17 protein-coding genes and 3 rRNA genes are annotated in these 17,793 nt (G+C 67.0%); 3 read left to right on the top strand and 17 right to left on the bottom strand.

What is annotated here, in order from left to right; genetic code table 11:
- The first annotated feature begins 63 nt into the window (after positions 1 to 63).
- Both VNE62_08640 and VNE62_08635 read left to right on the top strand, forming a co-directional pair.
- A complete protein-coding gene (locus VNE62_08640) occupies positions 64 to 807 on the top strand; it encodes a BTAD domain-containing putative transcriptional regulator (GenBank protein ID HVE92349.1) in 744 nt (247 codons plus the stop codon).
- Between the two features lie 58 nt (positions 808 to 865).
- Positions 866 to 1,075, top strand: a complete 210-nt coding sequence (locus VNE62_08635; GenBank protein HVE92348.1) for a hypothetical protein — start codon at positions 866 to 868, stop codon at positions 1,073 to 1,075.
- A 64-nt stretch (positions 1,076 to 1,139) separates the two neighbouring features.
- Here the strand turns inward: VNE62_08635 and rrf are convergent.
- The 11 genes from rrf to VNE62_08580 all read right to left on the bottom strand — a co-directional run bounded on the left by rrf (position 1,140) and on the right by VNE62_08580 (position 11,953).
- Positions 1,140 to 1,256 (bottom strand): 5S ribosomal RNA (gene rrf, locus VNE62_08630).
- Between the two features lie 56 nt (positions 1,257 to 1,312).
- Positions 1,313 to 4,386, bottom strand: a 23S ribosomal RNA gene (locus VNE62_08625).
- Positions 4,387 to 4,558: 172 nt separating this feature from the next.
- Positions 4,559 to 6,100 (bottom strand): 16S ribosomal RNA (locus VNE62_08620).
- Together the 16S, 23S and 5S rRNA genes form the textbook arrangement of a ribosomal RNA operon.
- A 304-nt stretch (positions 6,101 to 6,404) precedes the next feature.
- The gene (locus tag VNE62_08615) at positions 6,405 to 6,614 is read right to left on the bottom strand and encodes a hypothetical protein (GenBank protein ID HVE92347.1); all 210 of its coding nucleotides are present in this window, start codon (positions 6,612 to 6,614) and stop codon (positions 6,405 to 6,407) included.
- 95 nt (positions 6,615 to 6,709) lie between these two features.
- Positions 6,710 to 7,024, bottom strand: coding sequence for a peroxiredoxin (locus VNE62_08610; protein HVE92346.1), 315 nt, complete (start codon positions 7,022 to 7,024; stop codon positions 6,710 to 6,712).
- A gap of 3 nt (positions 7,025 to 7,027) precedes the next feature.
- Positions 7,028 to 7,159, bottom strand: a complete 132-nt coding sequence (locus VNE62_08605) for a hypothetical protein (GenBank protein ID HVE92345.1) — start codon at positions 7,157 to 7,159, stop codon at positions 7,028 to 7,030.
- Between the two features lie 7 nt (positions 7,160 to 7,166).
- On the bottom strand, positions 7,167 to 7,532 hold the full coding sequence (locus VNE62_08600; protein HVE92344.1) for an iron-sulfur cluster assembly accessory protein: 366 nt from the start codon (positions 7,530 to 7,532) through the stop codon (positions 7,167 to 7,169).
- Positions 7,533 to 7,570: 38 nt separating this feature from the next.
- The gene (gene ruvB, locus VNE62_08595; GenBank protein ID HVE92343.1) at positions 7,571 to 8,596 is read right to left on the bottom strand and encodes a Holliday junction branch migration DNA helicase RuvB; all 1,026 of its coding nucleotides are present in this window, start codon (positions 8,594 to 8,596) and stop codon (positions 7,571 to 7,573) included.
- Positions 8,597 to 8,705: 109 nt separating this feature from the next.
- Complete coding sequence (gene ruvA, locus VNE62_08590; protein HVE92342.1) at positions 8,706 to 9,275, bottom strand: Holliday junction branch migration protein RuvA; 570 nt, start codon at positions 9,273 to 9,275, stop codon at positions 8,706 to 8,708.
- A complete protein-coding gene (gene ruvC / locus VNE62_08585) occupies positions 9,268 to 9,765 on the bottom strand; it encodes a crossover junction endodeoxyribonuclease RuvC (protein ID HVE92341.1) in 498 nt (165 codons plus the stop codon). The genes ruvA and ruvC overlap by 8 nt, the downstream gene beginning before the upstream one ends.
- Before the next feature lie 37 nt (positions 9,766 to 9,802).
- On the bottom strand, positions 9,803 to 11,953 hold the full coding sequence (locus tag VNE62_08580; protein ID HVE92340.1) for a hypothetical protein: 2,151 nt from the start codon (positions 11,951 to 11,953) through the stop codon (positions 9,803 to 9,805).
- Positions 11,954 to 11,979: 26 nt separating this feature from the next.
- Between VNE62_08580 and VNE62_08575 the strand changes: the two genes are divergently transcribed.
- Positions 11,980 to 13,176, top strand: a complete 1,197-nt coding sequence (locus tag VNE62_08575; protein HVE92339.1) for a mannosyltransferase family protein — start codon at positions 11,980 to 11,982, stop codon at positions 13,174 to 13,176.
- Here the strand turns inward: VNE62_08575 and VNE62_08570 are convergent.
- The 6 genes from VNE62_08570 to VNE62_08545 all read right to left on the bottom strand — a co-directional run.
- Positions 13,173 to 13,922, bottom strand: a complete 750-nt coding sequence (locus tag VNE62_08570) for a YebC/PmpR family DNA-binding transcriptional regulator (GenBank protein ID HVE92338.1) — start codon at positions 13,920 to 13,922, stop codon at positions 13,173 to 13,175. The genes VNE62_08575 and VNE62_08570 overlap by 4 nt on opposite strands.
- Before the next feature lie 9 nt (positions 13,923 to 13,931).
- Positions 13,932 to 14,612, bottom strand: coding sequence for a class I SAM-dependent methyltransferase (locus tag VNE62_08565; protein HVE92337.1), 681 nt, complete (start codon positions 14,610 to 14,612; stop codon positions 13,932 to 13,934).
- Positions 14,613 to 14,695: 83 nt separating this feature from the next.
- The gene (gene pdxT / locus VNE62_08560; GenBank protein HVE92336.1) at positions 14,696 to 15,274 is read right to left on the bottom strand and encodes a pyridoxal 5'-phosphate synthase glutaminase subunit PdxT; all 579 of its coding nucleotides are present in this window, start codon (positions 15,272 to 15,274) and stop codon (positions 14,696 to 14,698) included.
- Between the two features lie 4 nt (positions 15,275 to 15,278).
- Positions 15,279 to 16,154, bottom strand: a complete 876-nt coding sequence (gene pdxS / locus VNE62_08555; GenBank protein ID HVE92335.1) for a pyridoxal 5'-phosphate synthase lyase subunit PdxS — start codon at positions 16,152 to 16,154, stop codon at positions 15,279 to 15,281.
- An 82-nt stretch (positions 16,155 to 16,236) separates the two neighbouring features.
- Positions 16,237 to 17,133 (bottom strand): M48 family metalloprotease, encoded by an 897-nt coding sequence (locus tag VNE62_08550; protein ID HVE92334.1) that lies wholly within the window; start codon positions 17,131 to 17,133, stop codon positions 16,237 to 16,239.
- 12 nt (positions 17,134 to 17,145) lie between these two features.
- Positions 17,146 to 17,793: inositol monophosphatase family protein (locus VNE62_08545; protein HVE92333.1), on the bottom strand; the 648-nt coding region annotated here is incomplete at its 5' end.

Raw genomic sequence — 17,793 nt, 5'->3', positions numbered from 1 at the left:
CGCTTTACAATGAGGTGGCTATCGAATCGAATTGGGGGGCTCGGACCACGAGGAGGCTGTGCGGTGGTTGCCGAGACGAAGGCGGCAGAGGTGCCCCCCGGACAAGTGCGGCTGGGGCTACTCGGCGGGTTCCGCCTGAGCGTTCAGGGAAGAGAGGTCGTGCTGCCCATGAACGCGCAGCGGCTCGTCACTTTTCTCGCCCTCCAGGAACGGCCGCTTCTGAGGACCTTCGTCTCCGGATCCCTGTGGGGCGACTCGACCGACGGGCGCGCTGCGGGAAGTCTGCGGTCCACGCTGTGGCGCCTCACCAGCCCGGGACCGTCGCTCGTCGCTCTCACCACCGACCACATCGTCTTGTCTCCGGCTGTCGAGGTGGACTACCGGGAGGGCGAGGCGCTGGCCCGCCGAGTCCTTGACCCGGACCAGCCGCTGGAGGGGATCGTCGAGGCAAGCGAGTTGGTCCTGTCGGCGGACCTGCTCCCGGACTGGACCGAGGACTGGGTGCTCCTGGAGCGCGAGTCCTACCACCAACTCCGGTTGCGCGCCCTGGAGGCCCTCTGCCGCCGGCTGACGGAGGAGAAGCGCTTCGGCCAAGCGGTCCAGGCCGGAATGGCGGCCGTGGCAGGAGAGCCCTTGAGAGAAAGCGCGCGGCACGCCCTGATCCAGGCGCACCTCGCGGAAGAGAACGTCGCCGCCGCCATCAGAGAGTACGACTCGTTCAGGCAGCTCCTGCATGCCGAGCTGGAGCTCGAGCCGTCCGAGTCCATACAGGGACTGGTGGCCCACCTCATCGACACCTCCGGCTGAAAGCCTGCGCGCAGCTCCCGGTAACAGTCACGTGACGGGGGCCGGGCAGTATCGGCCGATGACCACTCAGCCCGACCGTACGGGGATACTGATCGTCCGAGTTTGGATGGAGCCCCACGGCCTCAAGAGGTTCCGAGCGCGCGTCACCCAGACCCTCGACTCCATGAACCGCAAGCACTCGATGGCCAGTGCCAGCAGTCCCGAGGAACTGTACGCGGCGGTTCGAAACTGGGTGGAGAGTTTCTGCGACTCCACGCCGCCCTCATAGCGGCACCAGACTACGGCGAATATGCGAGAGCGGCCCCCGAAGGAGCCGCTCTCGTTCAAGAAAACCCCGGCACCGACCTACTCTCCCACCCCGGTTGTAGGGCAGTACCATCGGCGCTGGAGGGCTTAACTTCCGGGTTCGGAATGGGACCGGGTGTGACCCCTCCGCCATAGGCACCGGGAATCCTTTTTTGAGGGAGTCAGAGCTTCGACAACCCTATAGTGAGCGCAGACATCTTCAACCAAGCCCTCGGCCTATTAGTACCGGTCGGCTCAACGCATTACTGCGCTTCCACCTCCGGCCTATCAACCCAGTCGTCTAGCTGGGGGCCTTACCCGGTTAACCCGATGGGAGACCTCATCTTGGAGTCGGCTTCGCACTTAGATGCTTTCAGCGCTTATCCGATCCGCACATAGCTAACCAGCGGTGCCATTGGCATGACAACTGGCACACTAGAGGTGCGTCCGCCCCGGTCCTCTCGTACTAGGGGCAGCTCTCCTCAAGTCTCCTACGCCCGCAGAGGATAGGGACCGAACTGTCTCACGACGTTCTAAACCCAGCTCGCGTACCGCTTTAATGGGCGAACAGCCCAACCCTTGGGACCTTCTCCGGCCCCAGGATGCGACGAGCCGACATCGAGGTGCCAAACCTTGCCGTCGCTGTGGACGCTTGGGCAAGATCAGCCTGTTATCCCCAGAGTACCTTTTAGCCGTTGAGCCCTGACATTCCCACTTATCGTCAGAGGATCACTAGGCCCCACTTTCGTGCCTGCGCGACCCGTCGGTCTTGCAGTCAAGCTCCCTTGTGCCCTTGCACTCGACGCGCGATGGCCAACCGCGCTGAGGGAACCTTTGGGCGCCTCCGTTACCTTTTGGGAGGCGACCGCCCCAGTCAAACTGCCCGCCTGGCATTGTTCCCGATCCGGATAACGGATCCAGGTTAGGATCCCAGCACACGCAGGGCGGTATCTCAAGGTTGACTCCACGCCGGCTGACGCCGACGCTTCAAAGCCTCCCACCTATCCTGCACAACACGCATCAAAGTCCAACACCTAGCTACAGTAAAGGTTCCGGGGTCTTTCCGTCCTTCTGCGGGTAGACGGCATCTTCACCGCCAATGCAACTTCGCTGGACCTCTGGCCGAGACAGCGCCCAAGTCGTTACGCCATTCGTGCAGGTCGGAACTTACCCGACAAGGAATTTCGCTACCTTAGGACCGTTATAGTTACGGCCGCCGTTTACCGGGGCTTAGATTCAAGGCTTCGGGGTTGCCCCCTAACCCCTCCTCTTAACCTTCCGGCACCGGGCAGGCGTCAGTGGATATACAGCGCCTTACGGCTTCGCATCCACCTGTGTTTTTAGTAAACAGTCGCTTGGGCCTGGTCACTGCGACCCCTTCGAGCTCAGGCCGAGAAGGCCTTCACCCTAATGAGGTGCCCCTTCTCCCGAAGTTACGGGGCCAATTTGCCGAGTTCCTTAGCCAGAGTTCATCCGCGCGCCTTCGTATTCTCTACGCGCCCACCTGTGTCGGTTTGCGGTACGGGCAGCCACACAACTCCCTAGAGGATTTTCTCGGCAGCATGGCTTCAGGGACTTCACCTATTTGCGGTTCGGCATCGCGTCTCAGGGTATATGTCCCGGCGGATTTGCCTACCAGGACCCCCTACTCGCTTACCCCAGGACTACCAACGCCTGGGATCCCCTAGCCTCCTGCGTCCCCCCATCGGTCACCCTTCCCATTAGGGTCCGGCGGGTTAACCCCGCCGTTAGCATCCCGGGTTGGGTGTTGGCGCGATGTGGCTGGTACAGGAATATCAACCTGTTGTCCATCGGCTACGCCTTTCGGCCTCGCCTTAGGTCCCGACTAACCCTGGGCGGACGAGCCTTCCCCAGGAAACCTTGGGCTTTCGGCGGGAGGGATTCTCACCCTCCTTTTCGCGTACTAATGCCGGGATTCTCACTTCTGTGCAGTCCACGGACCGTTACCGTCCCGCTTCACCCCGCACAGAACGCTCTCCTACCACGTACCAGACCCGAAGGCCAGGCACGTCCACAGCTTCGGCGGTGCGCTTGAGCCCCGCTACATTGTCGGCGCGGAGTCCCTCGACCAGTGAGCTATTACGCACTCTTTCAAGGGTGGCTGCTTCTAAGCCAACCTCCTGGCTGTTTTTGCAACTCCACATCCTTTCCCACTTAGCGCACACTTCGGGGCCTTAGCTGGTGGTCTGGGCTGTTTCCCTTTAGACGATGAAGCTTCTCCCCCACCGTCTTACTCCCGAGATCTAGAGCAACGGCATTCGGAGTTTGCCTGGGGTTGGTAACCTTTTAGGGCCCCTAGCCCAAACAGTGCTCTACCTCCGTTGCTGAACTCTCGAGGCTATCCCTAGAGATATTTCGGAGAGAACCAGCTATCACCTGGTTTGATTGGCCTTTCACCCCTACCCACAGGTCATCCGAGCACTTTTCAACGTACAACGGTTCGGGCCTCCACGGGTTCTTACGCCCGCTTCACCCTGCCCATGGGTAGATCACCAGGTTTCGGGTCTACAGCCGACGACTAGTCGCCCTATTAAGACTCGCTTTCGCTTCGGCTTCCCCTCGACGGGTTAACCTTGCCACCGACCGTAACTCCCCGGCTCATTCTTCAATAAGCACGCTCTCACCCTGCCGGCCCGAAGGCCGGCTTTCCAGGCTCGAACTGCTTGTAGGCCCACGGTTTCAGGTTCTATTTCACTCCCCTCCCGGGGTTCTTTTCACCTTTCCCTCACGGTACTCTTCACTATCGGTCGCCAGAAAGTATTTAGCCTTCGAGGGTGGTCCCCCTGGATTCCTACGGGGTTTCTCGGGCCCCGTAGTACTTGGGGAGTCCGTCAGGAGATTCACGTCTTTCGCCTACAGGGCTGTTACCTTCTCTGGCGGGCCGTTCCAGGCCGCTTCTGCTAGGCGTGAATTTTGTAACTCCTTGGAGGCTCCGCAGACCTCCAGACAGCCCCCACGACCCCGGTGCAGCAACGGCTGCGGCCTTGACACTGCACCGGTTTGGGCTGTTCCCCGTTCGCTCGCCGCTACTAGGAGAATCTCGGTTGATTTCTGTTCCTCCGGCTACTTAGATGTTTCAGTTCGCCGGGTACGCGGCCATGGGCTATGTATTCACCCATGGTCAACAGGGCATTACCCCTGTTGGGTTTCCCCATTCGGAAATCCTCGGATCAACGTTTGCTCGACAACTCCCCGAGGCTTATCGCAGCCAGCCACGTCCTTCTTCGCCTTCTGGCGCCTAGGCATCCACCGTGGGCCCTTTGTAGCTTGGCCATATGAAGATGCCTACGCTCACTATGTTGTTGTCAAAGAGCTCTGAGCGGCCATCTTTTGGAATGACCGATCCCTCAGAGCTGCAAGTGCGGGTGTCTGAGGGTCCAGTACGTTCTCGCCATGGTCCCAGTCCCGATGCAAGCATCGAGAGCCGAGCGGATTGCTCCGTTAGAAAGGAGGTGATCCAGCCGCACCTTCCGGTACGGCTACCTTGTTACGACTTCACCCCAATCACGAACCCCAGGCTCGACGGCTCCCTCCTTGCGGTTGGGCCACCGGCTTCACCTGTTGCCTGCTTTCGGGGTGTGACGGGCGGTGTGTACAAGGCCCGGGAACGCATTCACGGCAGCATGCTGATCTGCCATTACTAGCGACTCCGGCTTCACGGGGTCGAGTTGCAGACCCCGATCCGAACTGGGCGCGGTTTTTTGGGATTCGCTCCCCCTTGCGGGTTCGCAGCCCGTTGTACCGCGCATTGTAGAGCGTTTGCAGCCCCAGGCGTAAGGGCCATGCTGACTTGACGTCATCCTCTCCTTCCTCCGGGGTTTCCCCGGCAGTCTCACATGAGTGCCCAGCTTTACCTGATGGCAACATGTGACGAGGGTTGCGCTCGTTGCGGGACTTAACCCAACACCTCACGGCACGAGCTGACGACAGCCATGCAACACCTGCACGAGTTCCCGACTTTACGGGTGGGTAACCCTTTCAGGCACCTACTTCTCGCATGTCAAGCCTGGGTAAGGTTCTTCGCTTTGCGTCGAATTAAGCAACGCTCTCCGCCGCTTGTGCGGGCCCCCGTCAATTCCTTTGAGTTTTAGCCTTGCGGCCGTACTCCCCAGGCGGCGAACTTAATGCGTTAGCTTCGGCACAGAAGGCGTAAGCCCCCCACACCTAGTTCGCACCGTTTACGGCCAGGACTACCCGGGTATCTAATCCGGTTCGCTCCCCTGGCTTTCGCGTCTCAGCGTCAGGATCGGCCCAGTCGGCCGCCTTCGCCACTGGTGTTCCTCCCGATATCTAACCATTTCACCGGTACACCGGGAATTCCACCGACCTCTACCGTCCTCAAGTCTGCCAGTATCGGATGCAGTTTCCGGGTTGAGCCCGGAGATTTCACATCCGACTTAACAGACCGCCTACACGCGCTTTACGCCCAGTGAATCCGGGCAACGCTCGCCCCCTACGTCTTACCGCGGCTGCTGGCACGTAGTTAGCCGGGGCTTCTTCTGCAGGTACCGTCACCACGGTAACCCGTGGCTTCGTCCCTGCTGAAAGAGGTTTACGACCCGAAGGCCTTCATCCCTCACGCGGCATCGCTGCGTCAGGCTTTCGCCCATTGCGCAAGATTCCCGACTGCTGCCTCCCGTAGGAGTTCGGGCCGTATCTCAGTCCCGATGTGGCCGTTCGCCCTCTCAGGCCGGCTACCCGTCGTAGGCTTGGTGAGCCGTTACCTCACCAACTACCTGATAGGCCGCGGGCCCCTCTCGAAGCGGAATCCTTTCCTCCCCAGACCATGCGATCCGAAGAGGGTATCCGGCATTAGCTCCAGTTTCCCGGAGTTATTCCGGTCTCCGAGGTAGGTTACCCACGTGTTACTCACCCGTTCGCCGCTCCGTACCCCAGAGAGCAAGCTCTCCGGGGCCGATCGCTCGACTTGCATGTCTTAAGCGTGCCGCCAGCGTTCGCCCTGAGCCAGGATCAAACCCTCCATGGGAAATCAATGAGCGATTCCCTTGATAGGGCCCCCGCGTCGCCGGGCCGTCTCCGAGCTGCCCCGAGAGGATCTCTCGGCACGACTCGGTGCCCGGGTTCGGCGGGGTTACTGGCAGAGAACAGACGGGGTGCCCTCAGACACCCTGCACTATGCAGTTCTCAAGGATCGGGTCCCGGAGAGGGTCCCCGCGGGGGGCCGAACCACCCGCGACCTACGATCTTACATGCTCCACGGGGTTTCGCAAGTCCCCGGCGGATCACTCGCGAAGACAGAGTACCGGAGGCCGATGACGCTCGCAGGGTCGTCAGCGGCGGGGGCCGAAGAAACCCCCGGCCGGGCGCGCGTGACGGTGCCAGTGGTCGGGGATGTTCCGCATCCTGCCATCGGTCCACCACCCACCCTGGCCGTACACGGCGTCGGCGACCCTCTCGAGCTGCTGCACCATTCGCTGCTCCGTGGCCTGGTCCGGGAAGCCGTGGGACCGCCATACGACCATGGGGGTCGCGCAGATCAAGCACTCGGCGATCCAGCAGTCCTCGTCCTCGTGGAGCCACGGAGTCAGGCGGTGCGCCAGGCACAGCTCACAGTCCGGGTGCCTGGCAGGTGCGGTCAGGCCAGCTCCGTCCGGAGGTCGTTCAGCACCTGTTCGGCGTGCCCCCTGACCCTGGCCTGCGGGTAGGCGAGGGTGATGGTGCCGTCGGTTCCGATGACAACCGTGCCGCGGGTGACGAACCCCCCTCCCTCCGGCAGCACGCCGTAGGCCCTGCAGATCTTGCCATCAGGATCGGCGAGAAGCGGGAACCTCAGGGTCTGCCGGGTGGCGAACGACTGCTGGGCCTCAAGGGGGTCGGGCGAACACCCGACGACCGAGACGCCCAGCTCCTGGAACGAGTCCAGCCATCCCTCGAACTCGAGGGCCTCGATCGTTCAGCCCGGGGTGTCGGGAAGGGGGTAAAACCACAGCACCACCGGCCCCCGCTCCAGGGCCTCCGCCAGGCGGAAGTGCCCCGTGGTGGAGGGGGTGTCTATGTCCGGAGCCCTGGTGCCCTGGTCGATCAAGGGGGCCTTACTGGAAGGAGTCGCCGCAGGCGCAGCCGCCGCCGGCGTTGGGGTTGCTGATCTGGAAGCCGGACTGCCGGAGGGACTCCGTCCAGTCCACGACCACGCCCGTCAGGTACGGCGCCGACATGGGGTCCACGGCCACGCGCACGCCTTCGACCTCCTCGACGAGGTCGGACTCCGCGACCTGATCGTCGAAGAACAGTCCGTAGCGGAACCCGGCGCACCCTCCGGGCTGCACCTCGATGCGAAGCACGAGGTCGTCGGCATTCGGCTCGGCGGCGATGAACTCACGGACTTTGGCCGCGGCGGCGGGAGTCAGAGAGACGATCGTGCGGGTTTCCATCTGGCGGTCCCTTTCGGTCTGGTCCATCAAGGATATCGCCCCGGGCCCCCCGGGTCAGCCGGTTTTCAGAACAGGCGGTCGCCCTGGGGACGCTCTGGGGGCTCCAGTCCCAGGTGCCGCCACGCGGAGGCGGTGGCGACCCGGCCGCGGGGGGTGCGGGCCAGAAAGCCGGTCTGGACGAGGTAGGGCTCGTGGACGTCCTCTATCGTCTCGGGCTGCTCCCCCACCGCGATGGCCAGGGTCGAGACGCCCACCGGTCCACCGTCGTACTTCTCGACCAACGACCGCAGGATGGCCAGGTCCACCTGGTCCAGGCCAAGCGGGTCGATGTGGAACACGGACAGCGCCCTGGACGCCACGTCGGCGGAGATGTGCCCATCCGCTCTGACCTGGGCGAAGTCCCGGACACGGTGCAACAGGCGGTTGGCGATTCGAGGGGTCCCCCGCGACCGAGACGCGATCTCGCGGGCGCCCGCCGGTTCGATGAGGACGTCCAGAAGGCCGGCCGAGCGCATCACCACCTGCGTCAACTCCTCAGGCGTGTAGTAGTCCAGGCGCGAAGAGAAGCCAAACCGGTCGCGCAGGGGGGAGGTGATCATCCCGGTGCGGGTGGTGGCTCCGATCAGGGTGAACGGTTCCAGGCGGTAGTGCAGGGTGCGCGCGGAAGGCCCCTTGCCCAGGACGATGTCGACGGCGCCGTCCTCCATCGCCGGGTACAGGACCTCCTCCACGACCCTGTTCAGGCGGTGGATTTCGTCCACGAAAAGGATGTCGCCGGACTCTAGGTTGGATAGGACGGCCACCAGGTCCCCCGGACGCTCCATGGCCGGTCCGGACGTCACTCGGATCTGGGTCTGCATCTCGTTGGCCACGATGTGGGCAAGCGACGTCTTGCCCAGGCCCGGGGGTCCGCTGAAGAGCAGGTGGGGGCAGGGCTCTCCCCTGCCGCGCGCCGCCTCCAGGACGATCGACAGCCGCTCTTTGGCGTCGGTCTGGCCCACGAAGTCGGCCAGGACCCGGGGCCGCAGCGACCGGTCGACCTCGAGCTCGCCCTCGAGGGGGTCGGGCGTGAGCAGAGCCGGGTCAGGCATGACCTCGTCCGCGGCGTCGTCGAGCGGGGGCTCGGGCGGCAGCGACCTGGCCGGCGGCTTGCCGTTTGACCCGGTCAAGGTCCGGCCTCCGGTGGGTGCGGGACGCCGGTCAGCGCTCGGCCCTCGCGGCGTCCCCGGCCTTCAGCGCGTGGCGCAGGAGCGTGTCAACGTCGCCATCGGCGGGCAGGTCCGACACCATCTCCTGTACCTCCTGCGGCGAGAACCCCATTCCCCTGAGCGCTTCCCGTACGTCGGCTATGGGTCCGGTCGTGACCGGGGTGTCCACGACCCCCAGCTTGTCGCGCAACTCCAGGACGATCCGTTGAGCCGTCTTGCGGCCGATCCCCGGCACCAGCGTTATGGCGTCGGCGTCACCGGCGGCAAGCACGCGCTCCAGCGCGGTCACGGGGTGGAACGAAAGCACGGCCAGCGCGAGCCTCGGCCCCACGCTGCCGACCGACGTCAAGGCTCGGAACAGCTCCCTGCCGCGCTCCGTGGCGAACCCGAAAAGCTGGACGCTGTCGTCGCGAACGATGAGCACGGTGTGGACGGTGGCGACGCCGTCCAGCGAGGCGAGATCGGAGGTCGGCATCTCGATCCGGAGCCCGATGCCGCCCACCGTCAGGATGGCGGCGTCACCGGTCACCCGCGCGACCTGTCCGCGGACGTGGTCAAGCACGGGCGGTCCGCTTCTCCAACGACCGCATCCGGCGCGTCCGCAGGTGGGTTATGGCCAGGCCAAGCGCGTCCGCGGCGTCCGGCGGAGAGGGGGCCTGCTGCAGGCGGAGCAGCCGGGCCACCATTTCCTGGACCTGGCGCTTGCCCGCCGAACCGTCGCCACACACGGCCACCTTCACCTCGCCGGCGGCGTACTCGGCGATCTCGCAGCCCCGCTGGGCGGCGGCCAGGAATGCGACGCCGGCCGCCTGCCCGACCGACATGGCGGTTCGGACGTTGGCGTTAAACACGACCCGCTCCACAGCGACGGCGTCCGGACTGTGCTCCGCCAGCAGCTCGGTCAGCCGGGCGTGCAGGGACAGAAGCCGCTCCGGGACCGGGCCCTGGGGGGTCCGGATGGCTCCAAAGGCCACGGCTGCCAGTTCGCGACCGTCCTCGACCACGCCGTAGCCGGCGCTGGTCAGGCCGGGGTCGAGGCCGAGGACACGCATGACCCCGAGCCTATGAGGGCCGGGAGACAGTGACACGTCACTGACGACGCTGCCCGGGCCCGGGCACCAGTCTCAGGAGCCTCCATTCGTGGCCGTTGACGTCCGCACGCAGGACCGTCCTCAGCTCGGGGTTGGCCAGAAGGCCCGGGGACGGGTCCGGACCCTGAAGCTCCGGTCTCTGGCTTTCGTAGGCCCTCTGAACGTGCCCCCGCTCGTGGGGGCCGAGGACCACGTAGTCGACGCCGAGGAGGCGCATGAGGCCGGTGTCGCCGGAGTACATGCGCAGCACGCGCTCGACGTAGGCCTGCGAATCCACACCGTGCGCCTCCAGCCACCCTCCCCATCCCATGTACATCTGGCGTCCGGAAAGCGCGTTGACAGGGTGGGAGTGGGACTCGTACGCGGCGGTGAGCACGACGTCGCCCGGAAGGGTCGACGCGCGGACGCGGCGCGCGAACTCGATGTCGCCGGCCGTCCAGAGAAACATTCTGTGCTGCGAGGAGTAAGTGAAGGACAGGACGCCGCCGAGTCCGATCCCCGCGATGGCCAATCCCGCGACAAAGGGCCGGACGCCCGTCCAGAGCCGGGCAGGGCGGGGGTCCGGGGAGACGCGCTGCCGCGCAGCGGTGCCGGGGACCGGGGCTTGACCTGGTGTGCGCGGATCTGGGGCCGGGGCCGGGGGGCCGGACCGGCTGCGGTCGAGCCAGCGGGCGAGCAGTCCGGCGGCCACCACGGTGGTACCGACCTGCCACCAGACGAAGTGGTTGCTGTTGTCCCACTCGTACGGCTGGGTCCGCAGGCGGTTTCCGAGCAGCCATAGCAGCGCGAACGGCAGGTAGAACACCGCGAGCCGCCTGCCGCCCAGCAGGAGGCCGGGCACCGCCGCGAGGAGCAGAAGACCCCCGTTGAGCAGCCAGAACAGCCCGATCGTGGCGAGGGCCCCCCACTCCCCGCCCACGAGCCGCAGCCCCGCCTCCTGCGCCTCTCCGATCCAGCCGTAGGAGCCGGACGAAAAGCCCTCTGGCTGGCGCGTCATCGCCAGGACCTGCGGAAGGGCGACCGCCAGCGCGACGGTCCCGGCGACCGCTGCCGAGGGTGCCAGCCTGCGCCAGGCCCGAAGCCAGCGACGGGGGACCCCGTCGGGCTCTCGCAAGGGGGACAGCATGAACCACACCGGCAGCGCGACGGCCATCGCCATCGCGGTATGCGCGTGGATCCGCGGAAGGACCCCGAGCAGCAGGCCCATTAGCGCGGCTTTGCCCAGTCGCGCGAGGTCCACAAGATCGTCGGCGAGCAGCAGGACGGCGGTCCCGGTGGCAAGTCCGAACGCGCCCGAGCGGCGCGGCAAAAGGAACATGAACACCGGATTGCCCAGATAGACCCCGATCCCCAGGCGGTCGCGGCCTTTGTTCCCCAGGGAGTCGCCGGTATAGCTCCAGGGGAGGTCCCCGAGCCAGTCCAGGAGCCCCCCGGCCCGGGCCACGTCACCCGGGATCGACAGCCAGCCCAGGTTCCCCAGAAAGAAAAACAGCAGGCAGGCCAGAACGGCCGCGCGCCGGGAGCCGGTGGCGCGGTGCGTCAGCGCCGCCAGGCCGCAGAAGAAGGCGACACCGACGAGCAGGTTGACCGACACCAGCGCCAGTCGCAGGCTGCCTCCGCCCCAGACCACCACAGCCGAGGCGAAGTCCACCAGGAACGGGTACTTGAGGGGGTGGCCCAGGGCCAGGGTGTTCTGAGGGGGAAAGTTCCCGCCGTGGGCGAAGGTGTTGATGATCCCGGAGTGGAAAGGGGTGTCGGCCCACACGTGCTCGGCCGCCCAGACGTTGCCGTCCGCCAGCACCGGCAGCACGCCGTAGACGTTCAGCGCGAGAAGTCCCCCGCCGATGCAGACGGCGGTGAGCACGAACCACGGCGCGGGTCGGCCGGGCGGGGACGACGGTCGCAGGCGCGCCGCCGCGGCCGTCAGCGCGAACAGCACGACGGCTCCCGCCAAGGGAACCAACGACATGGACCCGGCCGCCGAGCACAGCAGGTACAGGACCCAGACACCGGCCGCCAGGCCCGCCACGGGAGCCACCGCCCACCGCAGTTCCGGCTTCAGTCCGACCCCCAGTAACCTGAGCAGGCTGAAGCCCCACCACACGCACGCGATCAGAACGAGCAGCCCGGCCATTGCGTCGATTGTCACCGCTGGCGGGCTCCGTTGAGGACCACTTGAAGACGCCCGGACCCAATCCGCCCGTCGACGAGCAGGACGAGCCCGGCTCTGCTGCTGCCCGCAGTCCGGAGGCAGGGACGCCCCCACCGGACGAGCCCGGGGCTGGCACGGTCCTTTTGCGCATCGCCGCCCTTGCCGCCGCCATCCGCGTGGTCCTGTGGTCCGTCGGGACCGTGGCTATATCCGGCATCCCCGGCCGGGGGGTCCTGGACATGTGGACTGGATGGGATGCGCACCATTACCTGCGCATCGCGGAGGTGGGCTACAAGTCCTCGGGCGAGGACGGCCTGTACATCGTGTTCTTCCCGCTGTACCCCTTACTTGTCCGGATCGTCTCGTTCGTGGTGCCGAACCTGGTGGTGTCCGCGCTGGCGGTCTCCTTCGTGGCGAGCGTGGGAGCCGGCTGGTTTCTGTACCGGCTGGCACGGTTGGACACCGGCCACCGGGAGGCTTGGGGGTGCGTCCTGCTGCTTTTCGCCTTTCCGACGGCCCTCTTCCTCGCGGCTCCGTACACCGAGGCGTTGTTCCTGACGGCGGTCCTCGCGTCGGTCTACGCGGCCCGGACAGGCGCCTGGGGGTGGTCCGGAATTGCTGGAGCGGCCGCCACCGCAACCCGGGTGGCGGGAGCGGCGTTAATCCCGGGCCTGCTGGCCGAGGCGGTCGCTGGGCTCAGGGACAGAGACGGCCGCGAGCTCGGCCGGCGGGTGGCGTGGACGCTCTTGGTGGTCCCGCTCGGATTCGCGGGCTACCTGGCCTTGAACCAGGTCGTGTACGGCGACCCCTTCCGTTTCCTGGAGATCCAGGCAGGTCACTGGTCCCAGCGGCTGGTTCCGCCGTGGGTTCCGCTGCGTGAGGCCCTGGGCCACGTGACGGGTCCGGACCTGCGCGGCGACTACGCGATCATCTTCTGGGGGAGGCTGCTCGGGTTCGCCGCGGGGGCGGCAGTCCTGCTCGCGGGATGGAGACGGCTGCGACCGGCGGACCGTGTGTACGGCTGGGCGGCGCTGATCCTGGTCACTTCGGCCTCTTGGCTGCTGAGCCTGCCCCGCTACCTGCTGGGGATCTACCCGCTGTTCCTCGTCCTCGGACGGGTGACGTCGAAGAAGCCGGTGATGTGGGGACTTTGTGCACTTGGGGCAGCCGCTCAGGTGGTGTTCTTCTGGCGGTTCGCCCGGGGCGCCTGGACGTTCTAGGAGATCTGCGCGAAGACCTCGTCGGACACGTTGAAGTTCGTCGACACCACCTGCACGTCGTCCAGGTCCTCGAGCACGTCCACGAGCCGCAGCACCTTGCGGGCAGCGTCGGCGTCGAGGTCCATCGTCGTCGTCGGAATCATCGCCAGGTCCGCGGACTCGACCGGGAGCCCGGCCCCCTTGACGGCATCTCTTACGGCGCCGAAGTCCTTCAGCTCACAGACAATCTCCCAGGCATCGCCGGAGCGGTGCGCGTCCTCGGCCCCCCCTTCGGCAGCGGCCGTGAGGACGTCGTCCTCCGCGGCGTCGCCCCTGACGAGGACCACGCCCTTGCGCTCGAACATCCAGGCGACCGACCCGGGCTCGCCGATGCTGCCGCCACCGCGTGCGAACACGGCGCGGACGTCGGAGCCGGTCCGGTTGCGGTTTTCGGTCAGCGTCTCGACCAGAAGCGCAACGCCGCCGGGGGCGTACCCCTCGTAGACGACCCGCTCGTAGCGGAGTCCCTCGTCGAGCTCACCGGCGCCGCGCTTGGCCGCCTTCTCGATCGTGTCCACCGGGCAGGATGCTTCCTTGGCGCGCTCAATCGCGGCGGCAAGCGTCATGTTGTTTTCGGGGTTGGATGTCCCCCCTTCGCGGGCCGCCACCTCGATGCCGCGGATGAGTTTGGCGAACACCTTCCCGCGCCGCGCGTCCACCACGGCCTTTTTGCGCTTGATCCCCGCCCAGTGCGAGTGCCCCGCCATGCGTCGAGCCTATCCCGGGGACCGAGCCACGACCACCGCGTGAGGGGCCTGGACGATCAGGCGCCCCTCGGCGTCCGTGTGGGGCCGGTGCCATGACTCCAGGTCCTCCGGCATGGACCGCACGGTTCGCAGGATCTCATCGCGGACCTCGTCCGTGCAGCCGACCCGATGGATCCAGGACTCAACTTCCCGCGGCTGGTCCACGGACCCGGCCTGGAGGATCTGCAGCCCGGCCTCCTCGAACGCCTGGTTCCACTGCGAAAGGCTCAGGGCACTGCCGTGGGTGGGGTCGCGGAGGCGCTCCAGGTCGTTATGCCATTCCTCCCAGCCGTCCATCGGCGACTGGTCGGCTATCCCCACGAGACCTCCGGGAGCCGTGAGCCTGCGGGCCTCGGCCAAAAACTCGGCGACGTCGCGGAACTGGTGGGGCGCGCGGTGGGACACCACCAGACGGAAGGACCCGTTGCGGAATGGCCCGGCCTCCGCCCAGGCCTCCACGACCCGCTCCTCACCGGGCAGGTTGCGCGCCCGCCGTCCCGCCCGCGTCTCCAAGAGCATCTCGTGGGTCGGGTCCAGATAGACCACGTCCCACCCCGCGCGGGCCAAGGCAAACCCGGTGAAGCCGGCGCCGCAGCCGACGTCCAGGGCTCGTCCGGACGGCGGGCCGCAAAGCTCCAGCAGCCTGCGCATCGGCGGCCGTTCCTCGGCGTCGGCCGCTTCCGAGGCGAAACTCCCGGCGTGGGCGCCCCAGGTCCCCCTTACGTCCGCCAACTCTAGGCCCGCCCGGCGGGGCCGCAGATCTCTTCCAGAAACCAGCGGTGCAGGCGATCGTCGCCGGTTATCTCCGGGTGGAAGGTGGCTGCCAGCAGATGACCCTCCCGGACGACCACCGCACGGCCGTGGCGTTCGGCGAGGACGTCCACCGACTCGCCCGTCTGCTCGATCCGGGGGGCCCGGATGAATGCGCCGCGGACCGTCCCCAGCCCCCGAACGTCCACGTCCTCTTCGAAGCTGTCCACCTGTCGCCCGTAGGCATTGCGATGGACGACCAGGTCCATGCCGCCGGGCCGGGGGACGTCGCCCCCCAGCACCTCCCGGGCCAGCAGGATCGCTCCGGCGCAGGTGCCGAAGGCGGGCATTCCCGACTCGATGCGCTTGCGCAGGGGGTCGAGCATCTCGTGGCGCTCGAGGAGGCTGCCGATAGTGGTGGACTCCCCGCCCGGAAGAATCAGCGCGTCGATGGCCTGCAGGTCCGAGGCGTTGCGAACGGGGACCGCCGCGCAGCCGCCCCGCCCGATGATGTCGAGGTGTTCACGGACGTCGCCCTGCAGGGCGAGGACGCCGGCCTTCACCGCCTCACCAGCCGCGGTCGGCCAGCCGCTGTCCCAGCTTGGAGACCTCCTCGCCGCGCATGGCCTCGCCCAGCCCCCTGCTGGCGCGGGCCACCGCCTCGGGATCCTCGAACTGCGACACGGCCATGACGATCGCGTGGGCGCGCGCCGAGGGGTCCTCGCTCTTGAAGATGCCGCTTCCGACGAACACGCCGTCACACCCCAGCTGCATCATCAGCGCCGCGTCGGCCGGGGTCGCGATGCCCCCTGCCGCGAAGTTGACGACGGGAAGGGCGCCAGTCCGGGAGACCTCGGTGACGACGTCCAGAGGCGCCTGTAGCTCCTTGGCTTCCGCCGCGAGCTCCTCCGGACGCAGCCCCGACAACCTGCGGATGCCGGACGACACCGTGCGCATGTGGCGAACCGCCTCCACCACGTCACCGGTCCCAGCTTCGCCCTTTGTCCGGATCATGGCCGCTCCTTCCCCGATGCGCCGCAGCGCCTCGCCGAGGTTCCGGCAGCCGCACACGAACGGAACGGTGAACGCCCACTTGTCGATGTGGTGCTCCTCGTCGGCCGGTGTCAGGACCTCCGACTCGTCGATGAAATCGACGCCCACCGACTCCAGGACCTGGGCCTCCACGAAGTGCCCGATGCGGGCCTTGGCCATTACCGGGATCGAGACGGCGGACATGATCTCCTCGATCTTGCGGACGTCGGCCATGCGCGCCACTCCGCCCTCGGCGCGGATGTCGGCGGGCACCCGCTCCAGCGCCATGACCGAGACGGCGCCTGCGTTCTCGGCGATCTTGGCCTGCTCGGAGTCGGTGACGTCCATGATGACGCCGCCCTTGAGCATCTCCGCCAGACCGCGCTTGACCCTGACCGTGCCCCGTTCCATCCGTCCTCCTCAGCCGCCGTGGGACCCATCGTATCGGGCGCCCGGCCACGACAGGCCCCAAGGGGGCCGCTGAGTGACGGTCCTACATCTCGCCGATCGCGGCGGTGCGCTCGTCGACCGTCATGCCGGGCCCCGCAGCGCGAGGAGCCAGCCAGAACCTGTCGGTTGCGCCGAGGGGCGAGCCGGCCTGCTCACGGGGAACGCCGGACAGAAGCTTGCCCACCGCCGGCGGGTAGCGGGTGAGAAGCGCCGCGGCGACATCGGCCCGATGCTCCCGGTCGCGCGGAAAAGCCCGTGCACCCAGGACCCTCACCACAAGGCAGGCCGGCCAGACGGGAATCGACAGGAGGGCCACCACACCGGCCGGGGCTCCCATCGCCTTGACCACGACGTCTGCCGCTCCGGCGAGAAGGACATAGACGGAGCTGACGGTGGCGTCTCCGTCGCGAAGGTGGACGATCTCGTGGGCGAGCATCGCCTCGGCCTCCAGGAGACCGAGCGAGGAAGCGCCCGCGGTGGTCACGATCCACTTGCGCCGCAGGCCGAATCCGAATGCGTTGGGGGTCTCTCCGGGCGCCACCAGGAGATCGGGAACGTCCATCGAGATCCTCGCCGCCAGCGCCTTGATCTGCCCCAGCAGCTGCGGCGAGTCGTGGCCGGCGGCGCCGAGGGCCCGCTGGATCCAGGCGTCGCCCCACCGCGCGCCCCCCGCGAGGTAGAGCAATCCAAAGACCGGCGGGAACAGACCCGTCCACCAGGCGAGCGGCGTCGCCGCCACAGCCGCGCCCTCCAGGGCACAGACGGCTAGGAACAGCACCAGCAGTCCGATGATCCTGCGCCGGTTTTCGGGCCAGGCCTCCTGAGGGCCTATGGGCAGGATCGTGAGTACGGCCATGTCCTTTCTGCGAACGACCGGCGTCTCGTCGAGTCTGAGCCGCTGCGGCCGCCGCCAGCGCTTCCGGGTGAACTTGCGGGCCATGGTCAGCCGACCCTACCCGATCGGGCGCGCCGATCCCCGTCCCTGGTGCATCGCCGCGCGCAGCCGGTCGATCCCCCGGTCCAGCGCCTGGAGGATCTGGGCGTGCAACTCGGGGGTGCCGGCGGCGAGGGTCGACAGCTGCTCGTCGGGGCCCGACCCGACCAGGGCCCGGCCTTCCAGGGGCCGTCCTCCCGCGTCCGTGACGGTGCAGCCGGACTCTGTGCAGATCAGCAGCGCCGCGGCGACGTCGTACGGGCTGTTGTTGAGGACCGCGCCTCCGGCGATGCGCTCGAACAGCTCGCGCGTCTGCGGCAGGTCGTCGATGAGACGCTGGCCGTGGTCGACGTAGGCGTCCAGCTGCCCAGTGGCGACGCGGGTCATGCCGAAGGCCGCCGACCCGAGGTCGAAGGTCCCGCTGGAAACGCCGGTCCGGTCTATCAGCTCCTCGAGGACGATCGCCGACGGCATGGTCGGCCTGCCACGCAGGCCATAGGTCCAAAAGGCGCCGTCCAGACCCGTGGCGGCCGAAGGCGCCGGGCTCCTGGACTCCCCAGCGATCACGAAGCTGGTCCCGGCCCCCCGCCTGGCCCTGAACATCGATCCGGTCTTCAGCTCAAGGACCAGTCCGTCGTCGACATCGCCGAGCACCGGCGATTCGCC

Source organism: Actinomycetota bacterium (assembly GCA_035536535.1).
In the GTDB taxonomy this organism is placed as follows: domain Bacteria; phylum Actinomycetota; class JAICYB01; order JAICYB01; family JAICYB01; genus DATLNZ01.
Note: the sequence above shows the minus strand (reverse complement) of the source record. Positions and strands in the feature narration are given on the sequence as shown.